This window comes from Umezawaea endophytica (assembly GCF_025061645.1).
Taxonomy (GTDB): domain Bacteria; phylum Actinomycetota; class Actinomycetes; order Mycobacteriales; family Pseudonocardiaceae; genus Umezawaea; species Umezawaea endophytica.
Genome location: NZ_JANYMP010000007.1, coordinates 50563 through 63550 on the forward strand (window position 1 = coordinate 50563; position 12988 = coordinate 63550).

A 12988-nucleotide genomic window follows, 5' to 3' on the forward strand; every position below is an offset into this window, starting at 1 on the left:
CAACACCAGGGGCAATAGGGCATTGGTATGCCGCCATTGCCACCTCGGGCGTTCGGGTGAACGCGGCGGGCTCCACCTGGCTCGGCGACGGCCTGCGCCCGGCCTCGACGACCGGTGCCGCGGGGGCGCCCCACCGCCGCTCGATACATTCATGTATCCGATACACCCGCGTATCTGCTACCTTCCGAGCCAACCGCGGGAGGTGCGCGTGATGACCGAGCTGTCCAAGCGGCGCACCGAGACGCGTCGGCGGCTGCTGGACGCCGCGGCCGAGGTGTTCGCCGAAGAGGGTTTCGGGCGGTCGACGGTCGAGCAGGTGTGCGCGCGGGCCGGGTTCACGCGCGGGGCGTTCTACTCGAACTTCGCCTCGCTGGACGAGCTGTTCCTGGCCATGTGGGAGCAGCGCTCGCACGACCTGATCGAGTCCATGCGGACGGCCTTCGAGAACGTCGGCAGCGCGGAGGTCTCCGACGTGCGGTCGGTCGTGGACCACCTGCTGCCCGCGATACCGGTGGACGACGTGTGGTTCCGCGTCAGCGCCGAGTTCACCGCGCACGCCCTGCGCAACCCGGCGCTGCGGCGGGTCATGACCGCTCGCGAGGACGCGATCGTGGAGGCCGCCGCGCCGTTCGTGGAGGACCTGCTCGCGCGCGTCGGCCGGGTGGTCCCGGACCGGGCGGCGCTCGGGCAGGCGTTGATCGCCGTGCACGACGGCACCGCCGTGCAGTGCCTGATGGAACCCGACAACCCCGCCGTGCGACAGCGCCGCGCCGACCTGGCGACGCACGTGTTGACGGCCTACAGCACCGAGAACAAGGGACGGTCATGACTTTCGAACCCGACGTCATCGTCGTCGGCGCGGGCCTGGCGGGCCTCGTCGCGACGCACGAACTGGTCAAGAGCGGTCGCCGCGTGCTGGTGGTCGAGCAGGAGAACCGGGCGAACCTGGGCGCGCAGGCGTTCTGGTCGCTGGGCGGGCTGATGTTCGTGAACAGCCCCGAGCAGCGCCGACTGGGGATCAAGGACTCCTACGAGCTGGCGCTGCGGGACTGGATGGGCTCGGCGGGCTTCGACCGCGACGACGAGGACCACTGGGCGCGGCAGTGGGCGGAGGCCTACGTGCGGTTCGCGGCCACGGAGAAGCGCAAGTACCTGCACGACCTCGGCCTGCGGATCACCCCGCTGGTCGGGTGGGCGGAGCGCGGCGGCAGCGCCACGGGCCACGGCAACTCCGTCCCTCGCTTCCACCTCACCTGGGGCACCGGGCCCGAGGTCGTCCGGGTGTTCGCCGAACCCGTGCTGGAGGGCGAGAAGCGCGGACTGGTCCAGTTCGCGTTCCGCCACCAGGTCGACGACCTGGTCGTGGAGGACGGCGCCGCGGTGGGCGTGCGCGGCACGGTGCTGGTGCCCAGCGAGGAGGAGCGCGGCAAGGCCTCCTCGCGGGAGAAGGCGGGCGAGTTCGAGCTGCGGGCGAAGGCCGTCGTGATCACGTCCGGCGGCATCGGCCACAACCACGAGCTGATCCGCCGCAACTGGCCTACCGAGCGGCTCGGCGCGTGCCCGAAGACGATGATCTCCGGCGTCCCGGCGCACGTCGACGGCCGGATGATCGCCATCACCCAGGACGCGGGCGCGAACGTCGTCAACGCCGACCGGATGTGGCACTACACCGAGGGCATCCACAACTGGGACCCGATCTGGCCGGACCACGCCATCCGGATCATCCCCGGCCCGTCGTCGCTGTGGTTCGACGCGACCGGGCGGCGGCTGCCCGCCCCGAACTTCCCCGGCTTCGACACCAACACGACGATGAAGGCGATCCTGGCCACCGGCCACGACTACTCCTGGTTCGTGCTGACCCAGACGATCCTGGAGAAGGAGTTCATGCTCTCGGGTTCCGAGCAGAACCCCGACTTCACCGACAAGGACCTGAAGAAGACCATCGGCAGCCGGGTGAGCAAGGGCGCGCCGGGCCCGGTGGACGCGTTCAAGCGGAACGGCGTGGACTTCGTCGTCGCGCAGACTCTGCCGGAGCTGGTGCAGGGCATGAACAAGCTGTCCCGCGGCCCGCAGATCGACGAGGCCGTGCTGCGCGGCCAGATCGAGGCCCGTGACGGCGAGGTCGCGAACCCGTACTCCAAGGACCTCCAGATGATGGCGATCGGCAACGCCCGCCGCTACATCGGCGACAAGCTGGCGCGCACGGTCAAGCCCCACCGGATCCTCGACCCGGCGCACGGCCCGCTGATCGCCGTGCGGCTCAACGTCCTCACCCGCAAGACCCTCGGCGGCCTCCAGACCACCCTCGACTCGCAGGTCGTGCGGCCGGACGGCGAGCCGTTCCCCGGCCTGTACGCGGCCGGCGAGGTCGCCGGGTTCGGCGGCGGCGGCGTGCACGGCTACAACGCGCTGGAGGGCACCTTCCTCGGCGGCTGCATCTTCTCCGGCCGCGCCGCGGGCCGCGCGCTGTCCAGGGAACTGTCGTGACGGGCACCGCGCTCGTCACCGGGGCGTCGTCCGGCATCGGCCGCGCGACCGCCGCCGCCCTGGTCGCGCTCGGCTACCGGGTGATCGGCACCAGCCGGAACCCCGACGCCATCGCCAAGGACGACCGGCTCGACGGCGTCGACTACCGGGCCCTCGACCTGACGGATCCGCAGGCGGTCGAGGACTTCGCACCGGTGCTCGCCGACGTGGACGTGCTGGTCAACAACGCGGGCGAGAGCCAGGTGGGGCCGCTGGAGGAGCTGCCCACCGCGGCGATCGAGGAGGTGTTCCGCCTCAACGTGCTCGCGCCGGTGCGCCTGACCCAGCTCGTCCTGCCGGGCATGCGCGAACGCCGCCGCGGCCGGATCGTCATGGTCGGCTCCATGCTGGCCAGCTTCCCGCTCGCCTACCGCTCCTCCTACGTGGCGACGAAGGCGGCGATCAAGGGGTTCGCCGACGCCGCGAGGCTGGAGGTGTCGCCGTTCGGCGTGGGCATCACGACCGTGGAGCCCGGCTCGATCAACACGGGCATCAGCACGCGGCGCACCAAGTACATCGCGGAGGACTCGCCCTACGCGGACGACTACCGCACGATGCTGTCCACGTTGAACGCGAACGAGGCGTCGGGCATCACCGCGGAGCGGGTCGCCGAGACCATCGTCCGGGCCGTCCGGGCACCGTCCCCGCGCCCGCTGTACGCCGTGGGCAGCCGCGCCCCGCTGGTCTTCGCCATCCGCCGCCTCGCGCCGCGGTCGTTCGCGCACAAGCTGACGGCGAGGGCGCACGGGCTCAAGCGGTGAGCTGAGTCGTCGACCTCGGGAAGGGGCGCCCGGTGCCACCGACCCTTCCCGAGGTCGACGACTCGGTCGTGGGGAAGCGCGGGATCGTGGAACCCGCCGCCTCGTACACCCGATCGTGGCACGGCGGAATCCCCTGACCCGGCAGGGAAATCGCGCGGACGCATCGGTCACGAATACTTCACTCCCTTGGTACGACCGGCTTCCGGCCGCGCGCGCCGACGGCTCAGTTCCGGAACCCTAATGTTCCAAGGAATTCACCTTCCTGCCTCCCAGTAGTTGCCATCGCAAGCACTACGTCACTCTTCCGAGTGAAAACAACCCTCGTCCAGGTGTCTGCGCCCTACCTCCGGTGGTACGACAATCGACACTGCGGCTGAGCAGCCAGTCGCGTCCGAATCGGCTGTGGTCGCGCGCCACCCCGGAACGACGGGAACAGATCGATGGAAATGCTGCTGTGCGTGGACACCACGACCACGGCGGCCGGCGCCGCCGTGGTCTCCGCGACCGGTGAGGTGGACTACAGCACGGCGGCGCTGCTCGGCGAGCGGGTGCGGCAAGCACACCGACCGCCTGCCGCGCCCCGCGCCGTCGTCGTCGACCTGAGCGGGGTCGAGTTCCTGTCCGCGGCGGGCGTGGGGGTGCTGGTGGTCGAGCACCACCGGTCGCGGAGCAGCGGCGTGCCGATGCTCGTGGTGGCGCCGAACCGATCGGTTCGGCGCACCCTGGCCGCGTGCGACGCCCTGTCGGTGCTGCACGTCCTGACGCGGTCCCCCGCCACGTGCGCCGTGCGGCTCGCCGAGGCGCTGGACGCGATCGCCGCCGTGCGCCCGCCACCCACCGCCCAGCGGTTCGACGGGCGGCGCGCGTTCGCGGGCCGCGCCTTCCAGGCGACCACCGCCCGTTCGGCGGTGGCAGGTGGCGAACAACCGGTGCGAAGAACTCGACACGCGTGACGAAGCCGAGGATGCGGATAGACATGGTGGCGGCCGCGTGGGAAGCGGAGCCCGCCGAACACGTGGCGCACATCGAGGACCTCTCCGCCGCGTTGAGCCGCCAGGGCCACGAGGTCACCCTCCACGTCCGGCGCCACGCCCCCGGCCTCCCCGAGTCCGAGCCCACCCGGCGCGGCTACGACCTCGTACGGGTGCCCGTCGGTCCTCCCACCCGGCTGCCGAAGGCGGCCCTGATCCCCCACCTCGACGAGTTCGCGGCGTACCTCGACCGCGACTGGGCCAAGCACGCGCCCGACGTGATCCACCTGCACTCCTGGCACTCCGGCCTGGCGGTGCGCGACTCACCCGCCCCGCTGGTGCAGTCGTTCCACGGGATCAGGGTCGTGGAGCACCGGATCGACCGCATGGTCGTGCGGGGGCGGACCGACCTGGAGCGGTTGGTGGCCCTCGGCGCCGACCGGGTCATCGCGGCGAGCAGCGACGAGGTGTTCGGGCTGGTGCGCATCGGCGTGCCGGGCGCGCGGATGTCGGTGGTGCCGTGGGGTGTCGACACCGACCGGTTCCGCCCGGACGGTCCCGTCGCTCACCGCGGCGCCGAGCGCCGGGTGGTCGCGCTGGGGAGCGCGCTGCCGTACAACGGCCTCCGCACCGCCATCACCGCGATGGCGGCCGTCCCCGGCGCCGAACTGCTCATCACGGGGCCGGCCCGGCCCGCGGCGCCCGACGAGGAGTGCGGCCTCCTGGAGCACGCGCGCAGGATCGGCGTCGCCGACCGGGTCCGGTTCACCGGCGAGGTGCACCCCGACGACCTGCCCGCGCTGCTGCGCTCGGCGGACATCGTCGTGTGCGTGCCGTGGCACGAGCCGTGCGGCGTCGCGGTGGTGCAGGCCATGGCGTGCGGGGTCCCGGTCATCGCGACCGCGGTGGGCGCGATGACCGACGTCATCATCGACGGCGTCACCGGCGTGCTGGTCCCACCCCGCGACGCGGTCGCGCTCCGCCGGGCGCTGCGCGAACTGCTGGAGGACCCGATCAAGCGGGACGTCTGCGCGATCAACGGCACCGACCGCGCACGGGCGCGCTACTCGTGGAACCGGATCGCGACCGAGGTGGCGAACGCCTACCGGAAGACGACCCGCACCCGGCGCCGGGGAGCCACCGCCGAGAAGTGACGCGGGCGGGTCAGAACAGTTCCGGGCAGTGCGGGGAGTGCTCGGCGAGGAACGCGACCGACAGCGCCCCGACCGAGCCGGAGGTGTGCTCCCGCACGCGCCCGGCTCGGGCGAGCACGGTCAGGCGCGTGCCGCCGAGGAACGCCGAGCCGAGCGCGGCGACGTCCGCGGTGACGTCGGGGTCGTCGTGGGTTCTTCGCACCGTCGCGCGCCCCTTCTCGACGGTGAACCGCCACCGGCCCGCGTTCCACGGGAACAGCGGGTCGTCCACCTCGACCACCACGTCCACGTCGGCCAGGTAGCGCCGCTGCTCCAGGGCGCGGTCGAGGTGGACGAGCCGCACCCACAGGGCGTCGTTGCGCCGCCGGACCGCCGCGCGGGGGTTGGCCAGCATGTGCGTGATCGGGTCGTCCGCGGACGTGTAGTGCGTGACCTCGCCGCCGAGCCCGAGGTCGAGCAGGTGGCGGTACAGGGCGGCGTGGGCGACGTCGGTCTCCGCGACCAGTTCGTGCACGTGGATCTCGTCCTGCGGTCCGCGCGCGTCCCACGCGGTCTTCACCCGGTAGACGGCGTACCCCTGCGGGTGCAGGGCGTAGCGAAACGCCGAGAGCCCGTCGCGGTACCGGTCCTCGTCGGCGAGGTGGAACTCCCACGAGCCGTCGGTCCGGCCGAGCCAGCCGACGCGCGAGGTCCGCACGCGCTCGTACACCTCCTTGAGCACCGGAACGGCCTCGTGCCGGGCGACCTCGCGGACGATGGCGTCGCCGACGTCCACCCCCGCGTGGAACTCCGCGCCGTGCGGCAGGGCCACGTGCAGCAGGTCCGACGCCAGCGACCCGCAGCCGAAGCGGCTGTAGATCGCGCCGTCGGAGGCCCACAGGATCGCGAACGCCTCGCCCTCCGGGCTCCGGACGCTGTCCACCAGGCTCGACACCAGCAGGCTCAGCGCTCCCCTGCGCTGGTAGCCGGGCCGCACACCCGCCGCGGTCAGTGCGGCGGTCGGCGCCACGACACCGCCGGGCAGGGTGATCTCACGGGTGAGCACGGCTCCGACCCCGACCATCTCGTCGCCGTGGAAGACACCGCGGGTCCGGTCGTACTCGAGGACGTGCTCGACGCGCTCCGGCCGGTCCTCGTCCAGATCGGTGAGGAACGCCCCGGCGAGGACGTGGCGCAACGGCACCACGTCACCTCGGGAGAGAACACGGACTGTGAAGGCGCCATCACCCATGAGCAGATCCTTTGAGCCGTTGACCACCGGAAAGAAAGCGAAGGCTAACCTAACTTCACGTCGAGTGACATCACTTCGCGTCCATCACCACTTCCGTGTCCGTCCGCACTGGACGAGGCTGGCCGCCATGACCTTCGACATCGCCGCCATCCGCTCCCGGTTCCCCGCGCTGCTCGACGGGTACGCGTACCTCGACGGCGCGGCGGGCACGCAGACGCCGTCCTCCGTGATCGACGCCATCTCGACGGCCTACCGGGTCGGGATCGGCAACGTGGGCGGCCCGTTCCCGGCGAGCGCCCGGTCGACGGCGATCGTCGCCGACGCGCGGCAGGCGGTCGCGGACCTGGTGGGCGGCGACCCGTCCGGGGTGGTGTTCGGGCCGAACAGCACCACGCTGATCTACCGCTTCGCGCACACCCTGGCCGCGGACTGGCAGGAGGGTGACGAGATCGTCGTGTCCCGCCTCGACCACGACGCGAACGTCCGCCCGTGGGTCCAGGCCGCGGCCCGCGCCGGAGCCGTGGTCCGCTGGGCCGAGGTGGACGTCGACACCGGCGAACTGCCTGCGGACCAGTACGACGCGCTGATCGGCGACCGCACCAAGCTGGTGGCCGTGACGGCGGCGAGCAACATCCTCGGCACCCGGCCGGACGTCGCCGCGATCACCGCGAAGGCGCACGCCGCGGGCGCGCTGACGTTCGTCGACGGCGTCCACTCCACGCCGCACGACCTGCCGGACGTCCGGGCGCTCGGCGCCGACTTCTACGTCACCAGCGCGTACAAGTGGGCGGGCCCGCACATCGGCGCGCTCATCGCCGACCCGGCGCTGCTGGAGACGCTGCACCCGGAGAAGCTGATGCCGTCGCCGGACCGGGTGCCGGACCGGTTCGAGACGGGCACCGCCCCGTTCGCCGACCTGGCGGGCGTCACGGCCGCCGTGGAACACCTGGCCGGACTCGCGCTGCCGCGCCCGTCGCTGTCCCGCCGCGAGCGGCTGCGGGTGTCGATGGAGGCCGTCGGGGCGCACGAGCGCGACCTGTTCGAAGTGCTGCTGGGCGGCCTCGCCGGGCTGCCGGACGTGACCCTGTACGGCAAGCCCGCCGAGCGGACCGCCATCGCCTACTTCCGGGTCGCGGGCCGCACCCCGGCCGCGGTCGCCGAGCACCTGGCGGTCAGCGGGGTGAACGTGTGGCACGGGCACAGCTACGCGTGGGAGTTGACCGGGGCGCTCGGCCTGCGGGACTCCGGGGGCGCGGTGCGGGCGGGCCTGGCGCACTACAACGACCGCGCGGACGTCGACCGGCTGCTCACCGCCGTGGCGGAGCTGACCGGGGCGGGGTGACCACGCGGCCAGGGTGGAGCGCGGGACGTCGACGGAGGTCGACGTCCCACCGCCTCACCGAACGGGCGTCAGCCCGCTCGGTCCTCCCGCCACGCGTGGAACGCCCGGTAGCCGACCAGCACCGGCAGGCTCGCGGTCACGACCGCGCCCACCGCCACCACGACCACCGACGACCACCACGTACCGAGGACGATCACGGCCAGACCGACCAGGTAGGTCGCCAGCAGCACCACCACGTCCCTGACCGCGCGAGGCGCTCGTGGCCTCCGCCCGTTCAGCTTCCGCACCGTGGCGGCGAACCGGGGATCGCCTTCGGTCAACCGCCGTTCGATCTCCGCGAGTTGCCGTATCTCCTGATCGCGCAACGCCACTCGTCAGCCACCTCCGCGCTGTGGACCCCGACCGGAACCAGTATTACCCAGTATTCCGCCGGTGGCCACGACATCGGCCTTGACGGCGCCGCGGTCCAGACCACAGGAGGCGCTCGGCGTCCCCCTCCGCGCGAACTCTGGGAACGCTCCCAGCTCTCCGTTCGCCCCGACGAGGTCGATCGGCGGGTGGCGGCCCCGGCCCGTGCGAAGATCCCTCCGAGGTGACCGGGTTCGACCGCGGAGGGTGCCGATGTACGCCATGTCCCTGGGCGACGACGGCGCGGAACTGCGTCCGCTCACCCCCTGGCACGCGCAGGAGTTCCTCACCCACCTCGACCGCGGCCGCGAGTTCGTCGGCCGCTTCGTCTCGCTGCCCGACGTCGTCACCGACCTGGCGTCGAGCCGGGCCTACCTCCGGTCGTACGCGGAGAAGGCCGCGTCGGACACCGGGCGGATCGACGGCATCTGGGTGGACGGCGCCCTGGTCGGCGGGGTGGTGCTGCGCACGATGGACCTCACTCTCGGCGTCGCCGAGGCCGGCTGCTGGCTGGAGCCGTCGGCGGCGGGCCGGGGCCTGGTGACCAGGGCGGTGCGGGTGCTCGTGGACTGGGCGGTCCACGAACGGGGCGTGCACCGCGTGGAGTGGCTGGCGGCGGCGGAGAACACGGCCAGCACCGCCGTGGCGCGGCGACTCGGGTTCACCAGGGAGGGCGTGCTGCGGGAGAGCTACCCGCACCGCGGCAAGCGGTACGACATCGAGGTCTGGTCCGTCCTGGCGCCCGAGTGGCGGCGTCCGTCCCCGGTGGACCGAGCGGTGCGCGCCTAGCGCCACCACCGCACCGGGAGGGCGCCACCCCGGTCGGGGTAGCGCCCTCCCTGGTCCCGGCTACGCCGGGGCGGTGAAGGTGTAGCTACCGGCGGGCAGGCGGTACGCCGCCGCGCCGCCCCCGTACCCGAACGGCACGGCCTGGGCCGGGGCCGTCACGGCCGCCGCCGACCCCGCCGGTACCCGGACGGTCGCCGACGCCCCGGCGGGCACCGTGACCCGGAGCGTCAGCACGCCGCCGGAGATCGACCAGTCGCTGACCGCCTGGCCGTACGGCGTCTCGTAGGCGGACTTCGCCGACGTCAGCCCACCGCCCGGTTTGGGTGCGATCAGCAGCGACCGGTAACCGGGCGAGGCCGGGCCGAGGCCGCCGACCTGGCGGTAGAGGAAGTCGCCGACCGAGCCGAACCCGTAGTGGTTGAAGGAGTTCATCCCCTTGTCCTGCAAGCTCCCGTCCGGTCGGATGCTGTCCCAGCGCTCCCAGATCGTCGTCCCGCCGGTGTTCACCATGTAGCCCCAGCCGGGGTAACCGGGTTGCAGCAGCACCTGGTACGCGACATCGGAACGGCCGTGGTCGACCAGCACCGGCAGCAGGTTCTCCACGCCGAGGAACCCGACCGTCAGGTGTCCGCCGGAAGCGCCGATCCTCGCGACCAGCTTGTCCACCAACGACTGCTTCCGGTTCTGCGGCACGAGGCCGAACGCGAGCGCCAGCACGTACCCGGTCTGGGTGTTGCCGGACACCGTGCCGTCGGCCGCCACGAACCGCGAGGTGAACGCCGCCGCCACCTGGTCGGCGAGCGCCGCGTACTTCGAGGCGTCCGCCGTGCGCCCGGTCGCCTCGGCCATCCGCGACACGAGCCGCGCCGACCAACTGAAGTACGCCGTGGAGATGATGTTGCGGGCCGTGTCGTCCTGGACGTTGAGCCAGTCGCCGAAGCCGTTGTCGTCGCGGATCAGGTTCCCGTCGGCGGTGGAGCGCAGGAACTCGATCCACCGCGTCATCGCCGAGAAGTTCTCGTCGACCACCCGCAGGTTCCCGGAACGCTGCCACAGCGTGTAGGGCACGATCACCCCGGCGTCGCCCCAGCCCGCGATGCCCTGTCCCGCACCGAGGTCCGGCGCGGTGTTGGTGAAGGCGCCGTCGGCGTGCTGCGCGTCGGTGAGGTCGTCGGCGAACTTGTCCAGGAACGTCGACATGTCCATGTTGAACGTCGACGTGGCCGCGAACGACGCGATGTCACCGGTCCAGCCCAGCCGCTCGTTGCGCTGCGGGCAGTCCGTCGGCAGGGAGAGCATGTTGGAGCGCTGCCCCCACACGATGGCCTGCTGCACCTTGTTGAGCATCGGGTTGGACGTGGTCAGCGTGCCCGCCTCGGGCGCCGCCGTCCACGCGGTGCGGCCGGTGATCGCCGACGTGGTCGGGGTGCCGGGGAAGCCCGTCACCTCGACGTAGCGGTAGCCGTGCACGGTGAACCGGGGCTCGTAGGTCTCGGTCCCGTTGCCGGACAACGTGTACTTGTCGGTGCCAAGGCCGTCGATGCGCAGGTTGTCGGTGTAGAGCGTGCCGTCGGCGTTGAGGATCTCGCCGTGCCGCATCGTCACCACGGTGCCCGCCGGGCCCGCGACGCGCAGCCGGTTCCAGCCGGTGGCGTTCTGGCCCAGGTCGAAGATCCACACGCCGGGCTTCGGCTGGGTGATCGCGATCGGGGTCCGGTCCTGCTGGACGCGGACGCCCTCGTCCGCCTGGGACACCAGCTTCGGCGGCGCGTCGGACCGCACGCCGACCGCGCCCCAGGAGCTGTCGTTGAACGCGGCCCCGTCCCAGCCCGCGGGGAGCTTGCGGGCGTCGTACCGCTCCCCCATCTGCATGTCGTCCGCGGTGATCGGGCCCGCCGCGTACTTCCAGGAGCTGTCCGTCGCGACGACCGAGGTGGTGCCGTCGGTGTAGGTCAACCGCAGTTGGGCGGAGTACCAAGGCTTGGGGCCGTAGTTGCTGCCGCCGTACCAGGCGATCGTGCCCGCGTACCAGCCGTTGCCCAGCCACGCGCCGAGCGCGTTCGAGCCCTGGACGATCCGGCTGGTGACGTCGTACTCCTTGTACTGCAACCGCTTCCGGTAGTCGGTCCAGCCGGGGGCGAGGACGTCGTCACCGACCTTGGCGCCGTTGAGCCTGGTCTCCTGCAAGCCGAGCGCCGTGGTGAACAGCCGGGCCTTGGCGACCGGCTTGCCGACCGTGAAGGCCTTGCGGAGCAACGGGGACGGCGTGGTCTGCGGCACGCTGACGCCGCTCCCCCACGCCCCCGCGCCGTAGGCGGCCGCCACCCTGGCCGCGGCCCAGGAGGAGTCGTTGAAACCGGGCTGCTCCCAGCCCGCGGGCGCGGTCTGCGAGGACTTCCAGGAGCCGTCGGTGCTCGCGACGACATCGCTGCCCACGACGAGCCGCGCGATGACCCCGGCGGGCGACTGGCTGGTGTTCTGGCCGGACAGGGCGATCGTGTTGGCGCCCGCGCGCAGCCTGCTCGCGACGTCGACGACGGCCGCCGTCTTCCACGAGTCCGCGACCCGCGGCGACGTGCTGACCTGCGTGCCGTTGATCCACACGTCCACGGTGTCGTCACCGGTGGCGATCAGGCTCGCGACCTGGGGCGCCGAGGCGAGGGTGACGTTCGCGCGGAAGTAGCGGGTCGCGGCGGGCACCCCGGCGGACGGATCGCCCTCGGGGTACCAGATCCAGTTCGCGCCGCCGAGCCCCGGCGAGGTGCCGGGCTGCCCGATGAACGCGCCCTGCCACTCCGTCGCGGGGGTGAGCAGACCGGTCTCGAACGACCGCACGGCGCTCCAGCCGCTCGCCCGCCCCTGGGTGTCCCAGACCTTGACGCGCCAGTAGTAGCGGGTGTGCGACGCCAGCGCGCCGCCCGCGTGGACGACGTCCACCGACTGGCCGCTCGCCACGGGACCGCTGTCCCAGACGTTGCCGGTCGCGGCGTCCGCGCTGGTGCTGACGAGCACCTGGTAGGCGCCCTGCGCCTGGCCACCGCCGCCGGTGAGCTTCCAGCCGAACCGGGGGCGTGGCGTGTCGACGCCGAGCGGGTCGACCCGGCGTTCCGTGGTCGTGGCGCCGACGCCCAGCGGCGACGCGGCGTTCGGGTCGGGCGCGACCACCCTGGTCCCCCACGGCCCGGTGCCGTTGGCGCCGAGGTCGGCCGCGGCGGACCAGCCGCCGTCACCGAAGCCCGGCTTCTCCCAGCCGTCGGCCGGGGTCTGCGAGACCCTCCAGGCGTTGTCGGTGCCGAAGTCGACCGTGCCGCCCGCGGTGACGACGCGAACCCGTCCGAGCAGGCCGGCAGGCCCCGCGGAGGAGTTGCGCGCCACGACGGCCAGCGTGTTCGCGCCGGAGGTCAGCGCGGACCGCAGGTCCACGTGCAGCGACTTCGTCCACGAGTCGACCTCGCGGACGGACGAGGCAAGCGGGGTGCCGTTGAGCCAGACGTCGACCGTGTCGTCGCCGGTGACGACGAACTGGGCCTCCGTGACCCCTCCGGTCGGGACGGTGAACGTCCGGCGGAAGTACCGGTCGCCCGCCGGGGCCGACACGGCGGGGTTGCCCTCCGGGAACCAGACCCAGTGGGCGTCGGCGAGGCTGACGGGGGTGGCGGCCGAGGCGGTCGGACCCGCCAGGGTCGTCGAGATCAGGAGGAGGACGAGGCTCGCCACGAGGACGTGCAGGCGTCCTCTCCGGGCGGTTGGTGCGCGTCGCATGCTGGGCTCCGCGAGGGGTCGAGGGCAGGGGTCCACGCAATTAA

Annotated in this window: 10 protein-coding genes; 7 read left to right on the plus strand and 3 right to left on the minus strand. The window is 72.5% G+C overall.

Going from position 1 to position 12988, the window contains the following annotated elements:
• Window positions 1–211: 211 nt before the first annotated feature.
• The 5 genes from NZH93_RS16485 (at window position 212) to NZH93_RS16505 (ending at window position 5412) form a co-directional block, all read left to right on the plus strand.
• Complete coding sequence (locus NZH93_RS16485) at window positions 212–829, plus strand: TetR/AcrR family transcriptional regulator (protein WP_259623970.1); 618 nt, start codon at window positions 212–214, stop codon at window positions 827–829.
• Entirely contained in the window at window positions 826–2487 is a 1662-nt protein-coding gene (locus tag NZH93_RS16490) for an FAD-binding dehydrogenase (protein ID WP_259623971.1), read from the plus strand. Before NZH93_RS16485 ends, NZH93_RS16490 begins: the two co-directional genes overlap by 4 nt.
• Window positions 2484–3287, plus strand: a complete 804-nt coding sequence (locus tag NZH93_RS16495) for an SDR family oxidoreductase (protein WP_259623972.1) — start codon at window positions 2484–2486, stop codon at window positions 3285–3287. The genes NZH93_RS16490 and NZH93_RS16495 overlap by 4 nt, the downstream gene beginning before the upstream one ends.
• A 440-nt stretch (window positions 3288–3727) precedes the next feature.
• The gene (locus NZH93_RS16500; protein ID WP_259623973.1) at window positions 3728–4240 is read left to right on the plus strand and encodes an STAS domain-containing protein; all 513 of its coding nucleotides are present in this window, start codon (window positions 3728–3730) and stop codon (window positions 4238–4240) included.
• Window positions 4241–4251: 11 nt separating this feature from the next.
• Complete coding sequence (locus tag NZH93_RS16505; RefSeq protein ID WP_259623974.1) at window positions 4252–5412, plus strand: glycosyltransferase; 1161 nt, start codon at window positions 4252–4254, stop codon at window positions 5410–5412.
• A gap of 10 nt (window positions 5413–5422) precedes the next feature.
• Here the strand turns inward: NZH93_RS16505 and NZH93_RS16510 are convergent, their stop codons facing one another.
• Window positions 5423–6643, minus strand: a complete 1221-nt coding sequence (locus tag NZH93_RS16510; protein ID WP_259623975.1) for a GNAT family N-acetyltransferase — start codon at window positions 6641–6643, stop codon at window positions 5423–5425.
• Window positions 6644–6770: 127 nt separating this feature from the next.
• On the opposite strand from NZH93_RS16510, the gene NZH93_RS16515 reads away from it, so the two are divergent.
• Window positions 6771–7985 carry a cysteine desulfurase-like protein gene (locus tag NZH93_RS16515; RefSeq protein ID WP_259623976.1) on the plus strand — a complete coding sequence of 405 codons (1215 nt, stop codon included), beginning with the start codon at window positions 6771–6773 and terminating at the stop codon, window positions 7983–7985.
• 68 nt (window positions 7986–8053) lie between these two features.
• Here NZH93_RS16515 and NZH93_RS16520 read toward each other — a convergent pair whose 3' ends face one another.
• Window positions 8054–8356 (minus strand): DUF3040 domain-containing protein, encoded by a 303-nt coding sequence (locus NZH93_RS16520; RefSeq protein ID WP_259623977.1) that lies wholly within the window; start codon window positions 8354–8356, stop codon window positions 8054–8056.
• Between the two features lie 250 nt (window positions 8357–8606).
• Here NZH93_RS16520 and NZH93_RS16525 point away from each other — a divergent pair, with 250 nt between their 5' ends.
• Window positions 8607–9182 carry a GNAT family N-acetyltransferase gene (locus NZH93_RS16525; RefSeq protein ID WP_259623978.1) on the plus strand — a complete coding sequence of 192 codons (576 nt, stop codon included), beginning with the start codon at window positions 8607–8609 and terminating at the stop codon, window positions 9180–9182.
• A gap of 60 nt (window positions 9183–9242) precedes the next feature.
• On the opposite strand, the gene NZH93_RS16530 is transcribed toward NZH93_RS16525, so the two are convergent.
• Window positions 9243–12944 carry a family 78 glycoside hydrolase catalytic domain gene (locus NZH93_RS16530; protein WP_259623979.1) on the minus strand — a complete coding sequence of 1234 codons (3702 nt, stop codon included), beginning with the start codon at window positions 12942–12944 and terminating at the stop codon, window positions 9243–9245.
• Window positions 12945–12988: the final 44 nt, after the last annotated feature.